At 34.9% G+C, this 19,425-nt stretch carries 10 protein-coding genes; 1 reads left to right on the top strand and 9 read right to left on the bottom strand.

The window, feature by feature from the left end; translation table 11 throughout:
• Window positions 1-115 precede the first annotated feature (115 nt).
• The 5 genes from RMO53_RS05675 to RMO53_RS05655 all read right to left on the bottom strand — a co-directional run bounded on the left by RMO53_RS05675 (window position 116) and on the right by RMO53_RS05655 (window position 11,295).
• Window positions 116-1,501, bottom strand: coding sequence for an MFS transporter (locus tag RMO53_RS05675; RefSeq protein WP_310378841.1), 1,386 nt, complete (start codon window positions 1,499-1,501; stop codon window positions 116-118).
• A gap of 93 nt (window positions 1,502-1,594) precedes the next feature.
• On the bottom strand, window positions 1,595-4,138 hold the full coding sequence (locus tag RMO53_RS05670) for a sugar-binding domain-containing protein (RefSeq protein WP_310378839.1): 2,544 nt from the start codon (window positions 4,136-4,138) through the stop codon (window positions 1,595-1,597).
• A 168-nt stretch (window positions 4,139-4,306) separates the two neighbouring features.
• Window positions 4,307-6,586, bottom strand: a complete 2,280-nt coding sequence (locus tag RMO53_RS05665) for an FAD-dependent oxidoreductase (protein WP_310378837.1) — start codon at window positions 6,584-6,586, stop codon at window positions 4,307-4,309.
• A 15-nt stretch (window positions 6,587-6,601) separates the two neighbouring features.
• Entirely contained in the window at window positions 6,602-8,953 is a 2,352-nt protein-coding gene (locus RMO53_RS05660; protein WP_310378835.1) for a glycosyl hydrolase, read from the bottom strand.
• A 92-nt stretch (window positions 8,954-9,045) separates the two neighbouring features.
• The gene (locus RMO53_RS05655) at window positions 9,046-11,295 is read right to left on the bottom strand and encodes a sialate O-acetylesterase (protein WP_310378833.1); all 2,250 of its coding nucleotides are present in this window, start codon (window positions 11,293-11,295) and stop codon (window positions 9,046-9,048) included.
• Between the two features lie 310 nt (window positions 11,296-11,605).
• Here RMO53_RS05655 and RMO53_RS05650 point away from each other — a divergent pair, with 310 nt between their 5' ends.
• A complete protein-coding gene (locus RMO53_RS05650; protein ID WP_310378832.1) occupies window positions 11,606-12,625 on the top strand; it encodes a LacI family DNA-binding transcriptional regulator in 1,020 nt (339 codons plus the stop codon).
• Here the strand turns inward: RMO53_RS05650 and RMO53_RS05645 are convergent, their stop codons facing one another.
• The 4 genes from RMO53_RS05645 to RMO53_RS05630 are packed head-to-tail and all read right to left on the bottom strand — an operon-like array spanning window position 12,626 to window position 19,220.
• The gene (locus RMO53_RS05645) at window positions 12,626-14,110 is read right to left on the bottom strand and encodes an alpha-L-fucosidase (RefSeq protein ID WP_310378830.1); all 1,485 of its coding nucleotides are present in this window, start codon (window positions 14,108-14,110) and stop codon (window positions 12,626-12,628) included.
• A gap of 60 nt (window positions 14,111-14,170) precedes the next feature.
• On the bottom strand, window positions 14,171-16,129 hold the full coding sequence (locus RMO53_RS05640; RefSeq protein ID WP_310378829.1) for a sialate O-acetylesterase: 1,959 nt from the start codon (window positions 16,127-16,129) through the stop codon (window positions 14,171-14,173).
• Between the two features lie 21 nt (window positions 16,130-16,150).
• Window positions 16,151-16,888: a T9SS type A sorting domain-containing protein gene (locus RMO53_RS05635; RefSeq protein WP_310378826.1), complete on the bottom strand. Its 738-nt coding sequence runs from the start codon at window positions 16,886-16,888 to the stop codon at window positions 16,151-16,153.
• 43 nt (window positions 16,889-16,931) lie between these two features.
• Complete coding sequence (locus RMO53_RS05630) at window positions 16,932-19,220, bottom strand: glycosyl hydrolase (RefSeq protein ID WP_310378824.1); 2,289 nt, start codon at window positions 19,218-19,220, stop codon at window positions 16,932-16,934.
• Between the last annotated feature and the right edge of the window lie 205 nt (window positions 19,221-19,425).

Below are 19,425 nucleotides of genomic sequence, written 5' to 3'. Positions count from 1 at the left end.
CATTAAACAGTAAGATATAGTGAGCTTACTATTTAATGGTTTTTGATTTTTTTCTTTAAAATTCTATTTTGTAATTCCCACACGATTTGTAGTTGAACCAAAAATTTAAAGAATATTATTTATCTGTTGAATACCGATAAATCCCTCCAAATTTTAATAATAACCAAGCCAATGGATGCAGGAACGCCATAATTAAAAACCACTGTCCATAACCTTGCCCTTGTACCAAATTTAATATTGGGTCCAGTAACGTATGAAAAGCCGAATCTAAAAAACCAGCTGGCTTATTTGAAGGTCCAGTTACCATAGCAGCAACAATCATATTCATTATAATTCCTCCAAGTGTACTGCCCGCAGCTACAACACTAAATACAGTGCCTAATGAGTGTTTAGGCACAATGTCTACTACTAACGAACTAATATTTATTAACCAAGCCAAAGCCGCAATTACGGTAAAAACTGTTAATGTTAGTGAAGTATTTAATCCGGTTGCAGATGCAATAAAGGGTGATAAAGGCATAAGTAGAGCACAAAATAACATAACCCACATTCTACTTGCAACAGGAAATACTCCTTTTTTTACAATTTGCCCTGATATAATTCCTCCTAATAAGCTACCAACTCCTGCTGCTGCATAAATTACCCAAGTAATTTTTAATTGCTCTTGCGAAAGATCTCTATCGGAACTTAAGTATTTTGGGAACCAAAATTGGTAGAAATACCATACCGGATCCGTAATTAACCGCGCTAATAACAACAACCAAGTTCCTCTAAAAGTGAGTACTTGTTTCCAAGACCAAGCTTGAGCAGTTTCGGTACTGCCTGCGTCCTCTGTAGTGGAAGCAGTTTGTATCATAGCCAGTTCATCTGCGGTAATGAGTTTGCTTTTCTCTGGCTTTCGGTATATCATCAACCACGGAATAAGCCATATTAAACCAGCCAATCCTGTAAGTATAAAGGCAATACGCCAACCTGCTCCTTGACCCAACGATTCGGCTATTCCTGGAACTACTTCGGCGTAATTATAAGTGGCTAACGGAATAACAATGTAAGGTGCAATAGTAGCGCCAACTGTTGCTCCCATTGTGTATAAACCAATTGCTAAAGCTCTTTCTTTTGCAGGAAACCATTCTGATACAGCCTTAGACGCTGCAGGCCAAATACCAGCTTCACCTAAACCTAATCCAAATCTGTAAAAACTTAACGAAGTTACACCACGTGAAGCAGCAGTAAGCATATTGAATATAGACCACCAAGCTACGAAGAAAAATAAACTGGCACGTGTACCTATTTTATCGGCAACTCGTCCTGAAATCAGGTAAGCGATGGTATAAGCAATTAAAAATATATTGATAACATTGGCATAGGCTTGATCGTCCATATCCAAATCGGCTTGTATCGTTGGCGCTAAAGCCGATAACGTTTGTCGGTCTATATAATTTAGAACTGCGGCAAAAAATAGTAATACAATAATCCACCAGCGCATACCTTTAATTTTCATTTGTAATTTATTTAGTAGTTAAATAATAGTTTTTTGTTTTAAAAAATAAAATCAACACTTGGGTCTCCTTATTTTTTCTGATAATTTAAAAAATTAATTTACCTGAATTTCGTGTGTCCACTCGCTTGTAAAACCAGTTTGTTTTCTGGTACGCATTCTAAAATAAACAGGAGTTTTAATCGGTACATTCGAAATTCTGACCACACCTTGATTTTTGAAAGCTAATTTTTTGTTGTATTCTTTGGGCTTAAAACCATATTCTATTTCGTACATATCATCTTTTGGTAAAACTTCGTAACCAATAAAAATATTGGTGCTATTTCTAATGGCATCCCAAATTGCAGGAGGTAAATCATTTTCGTTCATCGCCGTTACAACAGTATCGGATGGTTCACTTTGTCCTGCGTTATTGTATGCAATTAGATTACAAGTTAATTTTTGACCCTGTTTGATTTTCTTATTATCTATTTCTACAAAATCATTTATGGTTTTCTTCGTAGTGAAGGTAGAGTCATTATATTGGTATTGAATCGCATACTCATCGGCGCCAGCTATTTTATCAAATACAAATCGTATTCCATCGATTGCCTGATTTATATGCTTAATCACAGGTTTGTTAGGTTTTGCGAAATACTTAATTTCAGTTAAAACTACATAGCCTTGTGGATCAATGAATTCAGCTTTTAAACCATTAGCCTTAGACAAATCCGAATTTATGCCAAAAGAAAATGGCGCATCGCCGGGATTAATAGTGGGAATTACCTTTTCACCTATTTTCTCCGCTTTAAAAGAGCTATCAAAAACGCTCCATTTTACTTTGAAACCTCGTAAGATATTAGCAGGGATGTCTAATTTAGATCTCGGAGTAATCGTGATATTTGCGGTTCCTTTTGCAACATTAATATCAGCTAGTGCTAATGCTTTTATTGGAGCATATTCCCTTTGAGTTGTTTCGTAAATTCGCTTAGGGCGACCCATAGTGGTAACAATTCCCCAAGTTCTATTTTGAGAAGGTGGTGTTGTCCAAGATGCAGCCGTTGGAGGTTCAGCATTATATTTACTTCTATAATCGTTTAATGTCCATAATGATAGTCCTAAAACGTATTCTCTGTTTCGCATATCATCCATCATTTTTTTGATGCTTATCACTCCTAAATTGGGATCATCTGAATTTAAATTTTGACCAAATTCTGAAACAAAAATCGGTTTTTTATGAAAATTCCAAGATTTATCAACACCTGTAAATCCGCCATACAAATTGAGCAAAATCAAATCGCCATAAATAGCAGCATCATCTTGTTGACTTTGCGCTGTATTGGATGCGTAAACGGCAAACCGATTGGGATCAAGTGTTTTCGCCATTTCAATCGCCCCTTTAATGTACGCCTTGTTTTTTGGATTATTTTTTTCACTACCAATTTCATTGCCAATACTCCAGCCAATAATCGAAGGGTGATTGTATTCTTTTTTTATAATTCTTTGTAACCATTCTTTAGGCATTGGATGCTCTGGATCAACCCAACGGTCTTTTCCCCAAAGCCCAACTTCTGAGAAAATTAGAATTCCTTTTTCGTCTAAATAATCCAAATACTCTTCAGGAAGTGTAACGTGTGCCAAACGAGTCATAACCACACCCATACTTTTCATCATATCGACATCGGCTTTGATTTTTTCTAAAGGTAGCGTTGTACCCGTAATTCTATCTTCTGCCAAAACGTTGAAACCAACAGCACGAATACTTTCGCCATTTAATAAAATTTTGGTTCCAACGACTTCTACTTTTCGGATACCAAATTTATTCGAAATAGTTTGAAACGTTTTATTCTCATCATTTATAGAAACAGACGACTCATACAAAACAGGGAAATCGTAATGCCATAAAGTTACTTTAGTTTTTGGTAATGCAATTGAACAAAACGATTCAAATTCGATTGTATTGGCTGGAATGGTAGCGGTTTCCTTTTTTTGTGCCACTATTTTTCCGTCTTTCTTTAGTTGAACCGTATAAGAAATTGTTTTCGCAACAGTCGTTGTATTGCTAGTCGCTATTTTTATTTGCACAGTTGCTGTTCCTTTTTTTAAATCAGGAATAGCAGTTATGTGTTGGTAATCGATACGAACTGGAGCTGTAATTTCTAATGAAACCGGTCGGCGGATGCCACCCCAACTCCACATGGCTCCTTTTTTGAACATATTGTTCACCAATACTGTAATTCTATTTTCTTGATTGGTATCAATATGTTTAGAAATATCAAACTGAAAAGGCATAAAACCCAAATGATTTTCACCAATTAATTTTCCGTTTACCCAAACTTTACAATCATTATAAACGGATTCAAATACCAAACGAACCAATTGATTTTTCTGGGATTCATCCACTTTAAATGTTCTCGTGTACCAAGCATCGCCTGAATATTCAGAATATAGATTGTGCAAATTCCAGTTCCCTGGCACTTCCATTTTGTCCCAATGCGAGGCATCAAAATTTTGCTTCTCGAATCCTAAAGTTTCCCCTTGATATTCTGGGTCAATTTTAAAAGACCAATTTCCGTCCAATGACAGTTTAGTCGCATCTTGTGCAAATAAAGCAAAGCTGAAAAAACAGCAAATAGCGATTATGATTTTTTTTGAGTACATAGGTTTTATGATAAATTTGGGCATTAAACGATTTTTTTAGCCACAGATTTCACAGATTATTTTCTCATTTTGTGAACTTGGTGCCTTCTTTGTGTACTTTGTGGTTAATTATTCGCTTGGATTATTTCTAATGATATTGCTTCGTTGCTTGCAATTACAAGAATTAATTTAGGCGATAAAAACTTCAAATACCGAAACTGGAACATTGCTTCCTTGAGGTTCAAATTCTATTGTCAATTTGTTCGTTTTTAAAGTGTTTGGCAATACGATTGAGTTGATGGTTTGATGATTCGCTTTTGTTTCATAAACTAAATTACCATTTCCATCGGATATTGTATAGCTTTTGGCACAAAACGGCATTACACTTTCTGGATGTCCCATCAACGACGATTCCATTGCGTGGTCATAATCAGTATCGAAAAATAATTTTATACTGTTTATTTCTTTTGTAGCATTCCATTCTAAAGTTACTTCTGGCTTGGCATCATTAAGATCTGCAGCCCAAGCATTGGTTCCTATATACGGTCTTACAAAACCATTGCATAGATTTGCACCATCATACAATTCTAAAGCTGGACTAATCGAAAAAGCTAAGTTTTCACCATTAGGTCTTCTTTGCGGAATCCAAAACTCAAAAGCATCAATTCCAATATTATCTGGTGGTACTTGTTTCCCATTGTTGTTTACGGCTTTATTTACTCCGTTAAATACAGATATAAGTCCTGTTGAACGTTGTTCGCTTCGGCGAATAGAAACGGATTCATTGCTCAAAAAGGTTATAAAAGCATATTGTTTTTTGCTTAAAACGGTATCGAATGCAAATTGAATTTCTTGTTCGCCCTCAACCAATTCGATGGATTTACTTTCCAAAATTACATCTGGAGTATAATGTCCCGTATTTTCACAAATTCGTAATTCTACTTTTACAGTAGTGGCTTGATAAACCGAAAATGAAAATGTATAATTGTATTTAGTATTGGCTTCGAGTGGAAGTATTTGTGCAACGCCAGTTGTCAAGTTAAACCAATCGCCGTTGGGTTTTAAGCTGTCTAATTTGAAATTAGAAGAAGTGGTTATTTTTGAAATACTAGCTAAATTAGCCGCTTTATCAATCGCAATTCCGGGTATACTTTGACCGTTTATACTCAAGGTTTGTTGCAGTTCTTTAATTTGATTTTGTTCTAACAATTGAGCTGGAAGTATTTTATTCTTGATGCACTGTGCCGCTCCAAAACCAACAGCTTGTCCGCTGAGTGCGGTTGTTGCCATAACTCTAGTAGATCCAAAAGCCACGTGAGTGGCGCTGATTACTCGTCCGCCCAAAAATAGATTCGTAATATTCTTGCTAATCATGGTGCTTAATGGAATCTGATAAATCCCTTTAGAATGGTATTGCGTACAACCCGGTTTGCTATCATACACTCCATCTGACGGATGTAAATCAACAGCCCAACCACCAAAGGAAACGGCATCATCAAATTGCGCTTGTTCTACTAAATCTTGTTGTTTAATCATATACAATCCTTCAAAACGTCTACTTTCACGTTTTCCGGGAATCGTTCCGACCCATTCTAGTGTTAAATTTTCAGAGTCAGGAAACGCTCCAGAATTTTTGATATAATCCCAAACTCCATAAACCACTTTCCATAATTCCCACTTGATATCTTCTGATTCGTGAATGGTATCTCTTCGTCCGCCATATTCTAGCCACCACAATCTACACCCAAAGTCTTTATCGTTTAAAACTTTATAGCGAGGAATTTTCGTGATGTCTTTCAAAGCAAATTCTGGAGCAACATATTTTACTGGAACACCTACATTTTTACTGTAAAAATAAATAGTATGTCCTAATAGTTCTCCGTAAGCAATATCTGGAGCAAACTTTTCGCCAAATTCTTCTACTGTTTCCGCACCCATTCTAAAAGCCGCACCAGCTTGAAAACCTACGATTCCATCTCCTGACGCATCACAAAACAAATCTGCATTTAACTCATAAGTTGTTGAGTTTTGGCTGCAAAAACCTACAACTTGACTAATGGTAGTTGGGTCTGATTTTTTTACATCATAAACTGCTGTGTTCAATAAAAGGGTAATGTTTTTTTCGTTCACTACTTTTTCTAATAAAATGGTATCAAAAATTAAGGTGTTTCCTTCTTTATTTCGATACATATTTTCGACTAGAATTTCGTCGATTATTCCACCTTCACGAGACCAACGGTTGTTATTCCCCATGTGCGATGTAGCGCCTAATGTCCACAAACGAACTTCACTTGAGGCATTTCCTCCCAAAACAGGTCGGTCTTGCACTAAAGTTACGGTTATTCCGTCACGAGCAGCTGCAATGGCACAGCATAAACCTGCCAAACCACCACCTATAACAACTAAATCTGATTTGGTACTGATTGTTTTATTTCCTCTTGTAACTTGACTAAAATCTTGTACTAACATAATAATTTTTTCTTTTTATTTTTTAATAAACTTAAATATTTCTTTATTGTTCAACTTTAGAAAATAAACTCCTTTGGAAAGATTTGAAATATCAACTGAATTTGCACTTGTTTTTTTAATTAATTGTTTTCCATTTAAATCTAAAATCTCTAAAAAATCAACCTCATTTATACCTGAAATATGAAGTATGTTGGATGTGGGATTGGGATAAATCGTGAACTTATTTGAACTTAATTCATCAATGCCTAAAGTGCTAGCTACTCTACCATATATCTCAATTTCATAGAATCGTGCAACTCCGGAGGTTGTTGAATTCACATTCAATCTAACTTTGTTTGTTCGTACTTCAGCAAAATTTTTGCTGTAAGAACTTATGATATTTGAAGTTTCTGTTACCAAATCCTCCCAACGATCCACATTCCAATATTGAAATACAAATGACGTTATTGGAGAATTGTATCCTTGATATCCTGAGTAAAATTTGAGTTGACTTATCAAAAAAGTGCCATTCAAATCGATCTCTATATAAGCTGGTAGTTCGCCTGCTTTGGTAACCCAGCGACTTGCATCAGAAACGATATCTCCATCTACAGCCATCGTTGCTGGATAAGGAGCAGAGTGAACGCTACTCGCAAAAACATTTTTATTTAGGGCAACATTTAGGACAATATTTGGGTTTAAATCTATTGACGCAGTAACCAATTTAGAATTTGCAAAACCGGCATGTCTAACCGAAAGTCGATAATTATACTGAACTAGACCAGTAGCGGATATGTCATCATTATAACTAGTATTGTTACTACTTATTTGTGCAACAGTTATATAACCTCCGGTTCCTGACGCTCTTTCAATAAAAACAGTTCCTATATCAGCAAAATTTAAATTAATCCATTCTAGTTTATTAATAGTATTACTAACATTTGTAATTTTTAAATTTTGTGGAGCAACTAGTTTCAAAAGCAAATTGATTTGCTCTACGGGATTAAATGCCATAGGAGAAACATTATCTCTGTAGGTATCACCAAGTGGAGTGAAAGTATAAGTTGGAATTGCAGGAGTGTAAAAAATCGCTCTATTTTGAGCACCACCAGAATTATTTACATCTTCATCAAAATTGAATATGGAATACCGCTCAATGATACCTTCAGTATCATACTTATCCATAATCTCGGCAATTCGTGTTGATATAGCAGGGTAAGTTGGAGTGCTATTAGTCCATGTACCACCAGAGTTAAATTCAGTAACCCAAACAGGTCTGCCTGTTCTGTCGTGTACCGCTTTACATTTATTGTAGAAAGCTAGTGCAGTTCCTTCGCCATAATCATGAATGGCAGCAAAATCAACTCTATAATTTAATTCATCACATTTATCTATAAAATCATATAGTAATTGTAGATTGCCTGCTGGTGCTGGCGAACCCAATCGCAAGCCAGATTCCATCATTTTTGGCCAATATAACAGCAGTTCGTCCAAAGTCATATTGCCTTGAGTTGCACCATCAGGTTCATTGAATCCCAAAATATGATTGGAGTAATTGATGTCCAGAATTTCTTGCCATCTGTAATCGGTTAATGATTTTGCATTCCATTTCATTGGTACAAATTCTGCATTCGTTAAATCCTCTGCCGATGTTGTACCCCAATGGTAAAACCATCCCGAATTGGTTAAATTTACTGGTTTCACACTTCTATTAAAATCAGGTAATCCTGATCCAAATCCTTTTTTTTCGGTATATCGCCATGGAAACACACGGATAAATGAGACTTTATCGTTTAAGCCTACTTGTAGTGTACTGATTTGAATATCTTGGCTATCTGCAATAAAAACTTTGCTATATCCTGAACCATTTTCATTTTGAGCAAATGTTGCCATATAGCCTTTTTGAAGTTTAAACGAAGAAATAGTATTATCAAAGCTTCCTAATTGTGCTATTTTATAATAAGTATAGGGTTGGAGTTTCATTTCCTCACCTGAAAATCCAGCATCTTTATAAACGGTTAATGCTTTAAAATCTGGCGCATGAGGCATAATAATACAGCCTCTTAAATAGTTAGTAACTTTTATATTTACATTGTTTACCGCAGGTTGTCCATTTACGTTTATGTAACCAATGTGAGAAGCAATTGCTACCGAAGGTATAATGCCATCTAAAATTATCCAAGCTGAATCACTGGTGAAATTAATTGTTCCATTAGCAGTAATTGGAGTGTTTATACGTAATTCTGCATTAGTTCCTAGAGTGTAATTATTCCCGCCTAGATTGGTGATTGTAAGCTTTTGGTTTTCAACCAAAACAGCATTTTGAGCTGAAAGTTGAAACCCAACTAGGGTTAAAAAAAATATAAAATGTTTTGCTAATTTTTTCATTATGGTTTGTTTAAATTGTATTATTATCTTGTTGGTAATCATAGATTTATCAAGTTTAAGCATTCTGATTTTTTAGGTCTAACTCGAAATAGCTACTCTTCAATAACAACTTTCACTAATTGATTCAAATCTGTTCTAACAAAGTATACTCCTTTAGGTAAGAATGATAAGTCAATTTTAGGGGTGAATTTGTCTTTATAGACAGTGGTTCCAGTCAAGTCAAAAACCTCAATTTTTTTTGGATCTTGTTCCTTTTTAATATTTAGTATCCCTTTGGTAGGATTTGGATAAATTATCAAATCTGAAGAATTCGTATTAAAATTTCGAATATTTAGAGTTCCTCCACTCTCCGTTTTAAATGGTGATAATGGCAAAGACAACGCATCAGTAGTGAAAACAGAAACAGTAGGGAAATTTATAAACGCATAACGCGCATATACCGGATTGGGAACCGTTGCATTAGTTAGGTTCATCCGATTATCTGGTAAAAGTGTCGCAATAGCTGTTTTGTAAACTTTATCGGAACCTGCAATTTCAAATTCTGTTATCGGTTTTACTGCTGTCAGACCACTACCTAAATTATCGAAAGTCAATATCAAATCTGCGCCTTGAACACTATGCGATTTGTAAATGGGAGATTTGTGTGTAATTTGTTCGTTGTAAACCAATGATTTAACATGAGGCAGCATTCGTTTAGCAACCGTATATTTATCAGTAGGATGAATATTAGCAGCTTCGCCTAAATCGATAGCTACTGCCATTCCTGAGTTTGTATCTTCTTTCCACACCTGAAGTTGAATATCTCGTATTTCAGCCCAAGTCATTTTTGTAGCATCTCCACTTGGATCAAACGAAGGCAATTGCACAAACAACCAAGGTAAAGTTGGTTCGTTAAACTTGGTACGCCAATCTTTAATTAACCCTTTAAAAATGGTTTTATAATTTTGCCAATAGTTGGCATTTGCCTCAGCTTGATACCATAAAACAGCTTTTATTGGGTAGCCAGCAACTTTGGAAATCATAGAGTTGTACAAAGACGATGGAGACTGATAATAGCTGTAAATTCCTGTAGCATTTGGACGTTTTGCCGCATTCAGAATAGGGTCATTAGCATAAGCTTCTGGCGATATAAAGGCATCCGATGGTGCACCACCGTGACTCACATTAATTAATCCTATAGGGACATTCAGGTGTTTATGCAAATCGCGACCAATAAAAAAAGCTACTGCCGACCAATTAACAACACGCTCGGGTAAAGCACTTTTCCAAGGGTTGTCCTTAGCATTAATTAAAACACCACCACTTACAATTTTGGCCACTTCAAAAAATCTTAAATTAGGATAATTCGAATCAGCTATAGCATTTGCCACTTGATCCGCATTGGAACCACTTACATACATTGCCATATTTGATTGTCCACCACATAAATACACATCACCCATAACTATATTTTTATAGGTTTGGATTTCGTTATTTGCCGTAACAGTTAGTATATAAATACTAGAAGAAGCACTTTTGGGAGGAATTAGGGTCATGAATTTTCCGTTTACATCACATTGTGTATTGTATGTTTGTCCATCAAAATCTAAAGAAACAGGTAAGTTTGGTAATACTTCACCCCATACTTTTATGGGTTTATCCCGTTGCATCACCATATTGTCCGAAAAAAGTGTTGGCATTTTTATGGTGGAATTAATACCGCCATTCAGCGGATCTTCGTCTGATAAAACTATCGATGGTTTATTGGTAGCGCTTTCGCTTGTAGCAAATCTCAATAATGCATCGTTTCCAGCTGTAATTTTTATTACATAGGTTGCTTGTTTGCTTTGAGTGTTTAAAACAGTTGCAAGACTTGACGAAATATCGCATTCTAACCAATTGTTAGCGTGCTCAGTTTGATTAATTAACAGGGTCGCAATGGCTGTTGTAACAGTTGGACGTGTTGCCCATGTGAGTCCAGTAGTTTGATACTCGGGTAAGCAATATACAGATACTGTAAGATCACCAAATTTGTCGAATGATTGACAAAAAATCTTCAATTTTGCCGATTTGGCAGCTATCGAAAGGGTAGAAAAATCATAAGTTAAATAGATTTCCCGGTTAAAACCTGTAAACCTTTTCAGCTCTGCATACGACAAGCTCGAATTAAAATTCCCAGAGGCTTGAGCAACAAATCCATCGAGGGTAGGATTTATTTCCTGCTCATTGAATTGGATTATATTTTCAGCTTTTGCTTTGGTAGAAACCTGTGCGTTTACAATACTTGCAGGTGATAAAATAATTACAGCTAAAAATAGTATCCCGTAAAAAATCTTAAAAAAACGGATGGATAACTTTTTCATATTCAATTTGTATTTTTTTGTTTTTTTTATTAGGTTGTTTTGAAACTAAGGATTTAGTTAATTATAAAAAAACCACGATAAGTAAAAATACAACACCTTTTTATTGTAAATTTAAATCTTTGTTTAAAACCATTTCGGAAACGCTTACGGAAGCAAGATATTTAACGGAAACGTTTTCGTAAGTTAAATAAATGTAAATCATTTGTTACAATAATTTTCTAAAAACCTATACCTTTATGGTTTAATATTAAAACTTAAAAACTTTTAAAAATCAAAGAAGAACACGATTCTATCTTTATATTTACTTTATATGATCTACATAACCATTAAGGATATAGCCAAAAAATTAAACATTTCTATAGCGACAGTTTCTCGTGCTTTCAATAACAAGAATGACATCAAATTAGAAACAAAAAAATTAATTTTAAAAACGGCCAAAGAAATGGGCTACCGTCCCAATCCAATGGCTAAGAAATTAATGCAAAAAAGGTCGTTGACAATAGGTATTGTGGTTCCTGAATTTTTGAATAGTTTTTTCCCCGAGGTGATTATTGGAGCTCAAGAAATTTTATTTCAAAAAGGCTATCAAGTATTAATCACCCAATCAAACGAAAATTATGAAACCGAACTCATAAATGTCAAAGCCCTAGAGGATAGTATGGTTGATGGAATTATAATTTCACAAACTAGCGAAACTAAAAACGTAGATTACTATCAACATTTAATCAACTCTGGATTTCCTATTGTATTTTTCAATCGGGTATGTGATGAAATATCAGCATCTAAAATACTTTTCAACGATTATAAATGGGCCTTTTTCGCTACAGAACATTTAATCAATCAGGGTTATAAAAACATATACCATCTCAAAGGCAAAGAATCACTTTCCTTAACCAATGATAGAATGAAAGGTTTCGTAGACGCACACGCTAAACACAAATTAGCCCTTTCGAAAGAACAAATTATACCCACTGGATTTGATATTGAAGATGGCAAAAGAGTAGCCGATGCAATTATCAATAGTGGCAAAATTCCCGATGCTATATTTGCTTCAAATGATCCTTCGGCAATAGGTGCAATGCAAGTTTTTAAAAAAAGAGGGTTTGTGATTCCAAAAGACATTGCTTTTGTTGGTTTTACTGAGTCAAGAATGGGAGCTATTATTGATCCGCCTTTAACATCGGTTTTGCAACCTGCCAAAGAAATTGGTAGACAAGCTGCAAGAATACTAATTGAACAAATCGAAAATCCTGTAAATTACAAACCCCAAATCATAGTCCTAAATGGACAATTAAACATTAGAGAATCTTCGGTTTTAGAACAAAATTAATCATTTGGTAACCTTACGAATATTTTTACTAGATTCCTTAGAAACCGAAAAATGACAAATAGATGGATTGCCATCCGATTTAAGAATTTTCAATTTGACTTTTTCGGCTGTAATTTCATTCGGAAGTTTGATAATTTTGGCGGCTCCAATTAAATCTCCGGTGTAAAAAGTATCCCAAATTCCGTTAGAATACGACAATAATTCATATTCTTTGATTTTGAAAGTTCTGATTTTTGAAAAATTATCACCCAAGTCTTTCAATACCGCATTTTCAAATAAAACAATACGATCAAATGTGGCTTTAGTGTCGAAGGTAATTTCTAAATCAGCCACAGAATCATTGGCTGTCCAGTAGGTTTCTAAGCTATAATCATTTGCCTTTTCGGCAGGAAAATCCTTTTGTTCGCTGCTGGCGATTATTTTTTGTTCGAAGGTTAAATTTATTGGACCAGAAGGAAGTTTCTTTTTTCCACCACGAATTCCCAATCTATCTGCTAACTCAAAAATTCTATTTTTCTCGTTGGTTCTGATTTGTCCAGTAGGATCGGGCGGAACATTAATAATCATTATATTATTATTGGCAGTGCCCCAATAGACCAATTCCTCTAACTCATCTATTGGTCTTGCTGCTAAAACTTTTTTCTTTTGAAACCAATTCCATCGATCCGAAAGGCAAATAGTGTGCTCGAAAGGTAGGTAATACATTGTATTATCATATTTAAAATATTTTGGATCGTCCCATCTCGCAAAATTGGGGTCTTTGATTCTAAAATCAATAGGAAAATAACGAATAGGATCACCATATTTGTAATCTACAGGTTCAATTATAGATTTTTTTGTTCCTCCTTTTGGATACCCAATAGAATGATTAATTGTTATCAAACAATTGGGTTGTTTTGCCTTAACAGAATCATATATTTCTTGTATATGCCACGCACTTTCCTTTTTGTCCCAACCCCCATCAAACCATAATTCGCAAATATCTCCATAATTTGACATGAGTTCCCCTAATTGGTTTTTCATATAATCTTTGTAGGCCAATTCATCTTTGTAGGAGGGTTCGTGTCTATCCCATAATGAATAGTAAAGACCTAATTTAATTCCATATTTTTTACAAGCTTTTGCTACTTCTGCAACCACATCAGTTTTTACAAGAGATGATGCAACATCGTAATCCGTGTATTTACTATCCCAAAGACAAAACCCATCGTGATGTTTTGTAATTAGAATTACATACCTAAACCCAGCTTCCTTAGCTGTTTTTATCCATTGATCACAATCTAAATTGGTGGGATTATATGATGATGCTGGTAAATTTCCTTTGGACCATTCAATTTCGTTAAATGTGTTGATCCCAAAATGAATAAACATTCCATAACCCCGTTCGATTTGGCTAACTTGTGCCGAACTAATATGTTGTATCTGATTTTGTGAATACATCAATAAACTATTGACTAATAGCACTATACATAGTTTAATTTTCATTTTTTTAAATTGTTTATAAAAGTTAATCACAATTTCAATGTTACTGTTAGATTATGTTTTTTAATTGTAATTAATTAAAAAATATTGCTTCCCTATTGTCCAAGAGTCAGTCCTGAATGGAGATGCAGGTAAATCCTCGGTGTTAAATAATTTTTCTCCTGCTGGGTTTTGTCCCCAAGCATAACGGACAGCTATTGGATTAGGTATGGCGTCATTCCAGACAATCACTTTGTTACCTTCTATTCTGGCATGTGCCCAAGAAAAAGCTTTATTACTTCCTGCAATGGCAAAATTGGTATGAGTTCCTACTGGCGTTCCTGTTGATTTGAATTTCAAGAGACTTGCTAGAGTATTAAAAGTTAGCTCAATAGTGTTGTTGACAATTTTCATTGATTCGTACATTGGACCAGAAGAAACAACTAGTTGGTTGTTGTAAACTACTCTTTGAGCAGCAAGTGCTAAGCGTATTCCTACAGGTTTTTTATAAACAGGATGAATGTTGTTAGCATCTCCAACATCTATAGTTGTTGCCATTCCTGTGAAAGGAACTGATAAAGTTTTTAATTGTGATTCTCTCAAAAGTGCCCAGTTACTTTCAACTGGATTGGCTACTACTGCTTGATAATTAGGTAATTGAACATATAGAAATGGCATCGTTGGATTGTTAAAAAGGGTTCTCCAATCTTCAATCATCGAACGTAAATAGATGGAATACAGAGATGGTTTACCTGTATTTCCTTCGCCTTGGTACCAAATAGCTCCTTTCATAACATAGTTTTTCAAGGGTTCTATCATCGAATTGTACAAAGCAGTAGGCTTCAATAATAAATTAATCGGAGTTGCTAAAGTTGGCATAGCATAACCTACTTTAGTTTTCCAAGTTCCTGCTAAATTTATAGTTTCATTAGTACCTATTAATTGAAAAGTAGAACCGTAAAAACCTCCTGTTAAGCTGTTATTTACAAGTCTTACGGTAATCGTGTTTTTGCCTACTACAAATGTATTGGCAGGAATGTTATATTTTCTGATGGCATACTGATTATTTGTGGAACCTACGAGTATACCGTTTACATAGGTTTCATCTTCTTCAATAAGAATGGCTAACTGCAAAAGCGAAGGGTTAGAGGCAGTTTGACTACTAACAATGATATCCTTTTTATACCAAACCGAACCTATATCTTTTTTGGTAAACCCAACTGTAATATCTGCCCAAGTTGATGCATCTGTAGCATTAGATTTCCAATTATTTTTTATTCCAGCGTCATTGTTTTTTAGCGTAGTGTTCCAATTGTTTTCCAGGGTAATATCATTTTGTACGATATTGTTAACGTAAGTTGGATCTTTTAATAGTTGAATTTCAGCTAAGGTTTCTGGGAAATTTTTCAAGGCTTTTTCGCTCATCCAAGCGTGTATTGGTGTTCCTCCATAACTAGCATGAATCAAGCCAATAGGCACTTGGTATTTTTCATAAAGTGCCTTGGCAAAAAAATAGGACGCAGCCGAAAATTTTAATACATCAGTAGGGTTGGCTTTCATCCAATAACCATCGGTTAAATCTGTTCTTGGCGTATTAAATTCATATTCTCTAGGCACATTAAAATTCCGTATAAAATCATTGGTTGAGTTACTGACATCTGTTGGGTAAGTACTCGCTACTCCTGACATAGCCATAGCCATATTCGATTGACCAGAGCAAAGCCAAACATCGCCAATCACAATATCACTTATTGTAATGGTATTGCTTGCTGTCAATGTCATCGTGTAAGGACCTCCAGCACTTAAAACTGGCAATTGCAATTCCCAATTTCCGTTACTATTTGCTTGAACTTGATAGTTTACATTGATGAAATCTATAGAAATAGCTTCATTGGGAGCTGCCCAACCCCAAACTTTAATGTTGGCATCACGTTGTAAAACCATACCATTACTTACTAATTTAGGCAATCTTACTTGGCAAAAGGCAGTTGTTGCTAATAGTAACAAAATAAGAAGGGCAAAGTATTTAATTAATATTTTCATTGTAATTTTTTTTCAAATTAATTAGTTTACCAGTATTTTTTTCCAAGTTTTTTCGGAATCGTTTTGCAATTCAAAAAGGTAAAAAGCTTTTGGCAAATCGTTCACGTTTACTTTAACTTCGTTTGAATTATCTTTAATTAGTATAGTTTTAACCAACGCACCAGTTTGATTATAAATATTAATCTTGGATAAATTAGTTTTAGTTTTAATGAATAACTCACCAGAAGTTGGGTTTGGATAAAGTAGCATTTCATCATTTAGAGAAACATCATTAACCCCTAAAGTAGTTGTAAAAGTAGCGTTAAGAGAACCTCGATTGACATTAGGAGCAGGTGCAATGGCTGAACCCGATCGAGACCAAACTACATCTATAGAATTTGTAGTGTCAAAAGCCAATTGCAAATCATTAAGGTCTGAATTAGTAAGGGTTCTTTCTAAAGTTATTGTTCTTCTACCCGAAGTAACAGTATTAGATATAGTATTCCAATCTTGATTCGTGTTGGTCGGACTGGTAGTTCCATCAGTAACCGATGTTGTATATACATAAGCATCTCCGCTCGTGGTTGAAGAAGCAGTTCCTAATCCTAATGAAGACCACTTATCCGAAGGGCCAGTTAACACTAATGAAACTTTGGATGTTGCATTATCTAAAGTGAATTGGGCAGTCATATCAGCGTTTAAAGCTATAATAGCAGTTGACTTTGATTGTGAAAATCCCGAGATTGAAAGCAAGAGAATAAGGAGAGTAATTTTTTTCATACTATTTATTATATTGATTTTCAAAATATCTTTTTTACAACTATTATTTTTTTATGAATTTAAAGCTATATTTATTATTGACTCTTAAAAAATAAACCCCAGTTGCTAAATCATTAACCTGTAGCTGTCCCCTTTCAAAATGAGTATTTATTTTATCCCCCGAAATAGTATAAACAACAACGGTTTTCACTTCTTGATTACCAGTTATATTTAAAATTCCATTCACGACTGGATTTGGATAGACGGTAAAGGGTAGATTTTTTTCAAATTGTGTAACTCCAAGAGTTGCAGAAGCTACTCCATATACTTCAAATTCAAGTAGCTTCATATAATCTAAACTATTATGCCCAGTGATATAGAGCCTTACTTTTGTTGTGGTTACTGGAGTAAATGTTTTATAAGTGGTTACTGGAGTTGCAGGATTCCCTGTAACTGTTAGAACATTAGACCAAGCACCAGAACCTGAGGCTAATGCAGCATCCCAAACTTCAAATCTAAAGTTTTTTAATGCTTTAGTCGCTTCAATAATGCGAAAACTATCAATTGTAAAACTACCTTGTAAATCCACTTCGAGCCAAGCAGGCAAAGGGACATAATTGACATCTCCAGAAACTCCAAAGTTCAGAATCCACTGCGATGTGGTTTTATCTCCATCAATTACATTAACTGGCAAATAGGATGGAGAATAGGTCGTGCTTGCAGTTGCAGTTTTATTCATTGCAACATTTGGATAATCTACTAAATTCAAATTGTTTGTTGCATTTACAGTCAGTTCAGGAATAGCTGCGGTGGAAAAATGATTTTTATAATAAATCCCTGCTGCAGTATAATTTCCACCGGCATCAAAGTAATTTGCCACACCAGAACTGGGTTGAAACCAGGCATATCGTTCTATATAATTAAGGCTTTCTAAATAGGGTAGTGCAAGTTTCATAAATTCTAGGTTTACACTACCTGTCCTATTGGGATTGGCATTAAACTCTGTTATCCAAATAGGCAAACCATATAAATTATGTACATTGGTTAGATAGGTTTTAAATCTATTAAAAACTTGTTCAGGAGTAGGATTGGCATTCACAGTAGGATTAGATCCCCAATCATACCAGTGAACTGCTATCACATCAATACGAACATCTAACTCAATAGCCCTTGTGTGAAAATTTTTCAACCAAGTAAATGCAGCCCCTTCTGTACAAGAAGGTGATACCAAACGCAATCCGGTTTTCATTAAATTTTGATAGGTTCCTACAGCATTTTCAATAATACATCCTCCATTTGTCCCTCCTTGACCAGTACAATTATCAGGTTCATTATATCCCATAACGTGTGTTGCTTTGTATTTTCCTTTGTATAAAGTAATATCCGAAGCATCGTTTGCTCCACTTAGACCAAAACTCATTGGTGCATATTCTCGTTCAACAGTTGATTCTCCGACATTAGCCCATCTATAGTACCAATTTTCATCTAAACCTGTAATTAACCCCCCAATTCCTTTTTTACTAACCCAATTCCAAGGCAATACTCGGATAAATGAAATGGAATTTTGTAATGCTTTAGGAAGTGTATTAATTACCAAATCACCTTCGGAGGCGATGTAGTTTTTGCTTTTTCCGATGCCCTCCATTTCATTGGCAAAAGTGACCATAAACCCCTTTTTTAATATAAAAGATTCAATTTTATTGTTCATCGAATTACCAATGGCATTGTCGCTGTGAATAGTATTTACCGTTATTGAAGCCGAATTTCCTTGTAAATTAGTGCTGTCATACACAGTCAAAGGAGTTGTTGAAGCTATATTACTTCTGATCACACAGCCGTCGAGGTAATAATTATCTAAATGTAAATTTGTTTTGTAAACAGAAGGGCTATTATTCACTTTTATTTGCCCCAAATTGTTAGTGGAAACAGCTGTAGTTTTATAATTCAAGGTTCGTATCCACCCAATTCCAGATGTAAAATTGATTTGCACATTATTTTGAAAAGGAGAGGTGCTTGTTAAATCTACATATCCTTCGGTATTAATGGTTATATTTCCACCTGACAATGATGTGGCGGTGAGGTTTGCAGAACCAACAGCAAGACTTCCTGTACCCAATTGGATTATTCCATTGGCTGAAATAGTTGTAGCTACATTTATTTGCAATACCAAATTAATGTTTTGACTGGGATTAATTGCATTGTCAGCTGGAACACCATTCGTTACCAAGTCTTTCCAGTTTGCTTCATTAAAAAAATCACTATTTGAGACACCAGTCCAGACAATAGTTTGAGATTTAGCAAAAAGGCTAATGAACAAAAATACTAATGTTCCAAAGCTTGCTATTTTATTCATAATTATATTTATATTTTTTTTGAAACGCATAGACCTGTCTGCCGACAGGTAGGAACATAGTTTTTTATTGATTTCCCCAAGACGCTTCGCTTAATTTTAGTAAATCATAACTATGTGAATCCAAGACACGGTCTATCTAACTCTTTTTTCTATGATTCTATGCGTTTCAATTTTTACTATTTCTAAAAATTTAATAATTACACAC

The organism is Flavobacterium sp., from assembly GCF_031409475.1.
In the GTDB taxonomy this organism is placed as follows: domain Bacteria; phylum Bacteroidota; class Bacteroidia; order Flavobacteriales; family Flavobacteriaceae; genus Flavobacterium.
Note: the sequence above shows the minus strand (reverse complement) of the source record. Positions and strands in the feature narration are given on the sequence as shown.

Bases quoted from the DNA above. Each gene is read 5' to 3' on its own strand.
- RMO53_RS05675 (WP_310378841.1), bottom strand. From the start codon at position 1,501: ATGAAAATTAAAGGTATGCGCTGGTGGATTATTGTATTACTATTTTTT.
- RMO53_RS05670 (WP_310378839.1), bottom strand. From the start codon at position 4,138: ATGTACTCAAAAAAAATCATAATCGCTATTTGCTGTTTTTTCAGCTTT.
- RMO53_RS05665 (WP_310378837.1), bottom strand. From the start codon at position 6,586: ATGTTAGTACAAGATTTTAGTCAAGTTACAAGAGGAAATAAAACAATC.
- RMO53_RS05660 (WP_310378835.1), bottom strand. From the start codon at position 8,953: ATGAAAAAATTAGCAAAACATTTTATATTTTTTTTAACCCTAGTTGGG.
- RMO53_RS05655 (WP_310378833.1), bottom strand. From the start codon at position 11,295: ATGAAAAAGTTATCCATCCGTTTTTTTAAGATTTTTTACGGGATACTA.
- RMO53_RS05650 (WP_310378832.1), top strand. From the start codon at position 11,606: ATGATCTACATAACCATTAAGGATATAGCCAAAAAATTAAACATTTCT.
- RMO53_RS05645 (WP_310378830.1), bottom strand. From the start codon at position 14,110: ATGAAAATTAAACTATGTATAGTGCTATTAGTCAATAGTTTATTGATG.
- RMO53_RS05640 (WP_310378829.1), bottom strand. From the start codon at position 16,129: ATGAAAATATTAATTAAATACTTTGCCCTTCTTATTTTGTTACTATTA.
- RMO53_RS05635 (WP_310378826.1), bottom strand. From the start codon at position 16,888: ATGAAAAAAATTACTCTCCTTATTCTCTTGCTTTCAATCTCGGGATTT.
- RMO53_RS05630 (WP_310378824.1), bottom strand. From the start codon at position 19,220: ATGAATAAAATAGCAAGCTTTGGAACATTAGTATTTTTGTTCATTAGC.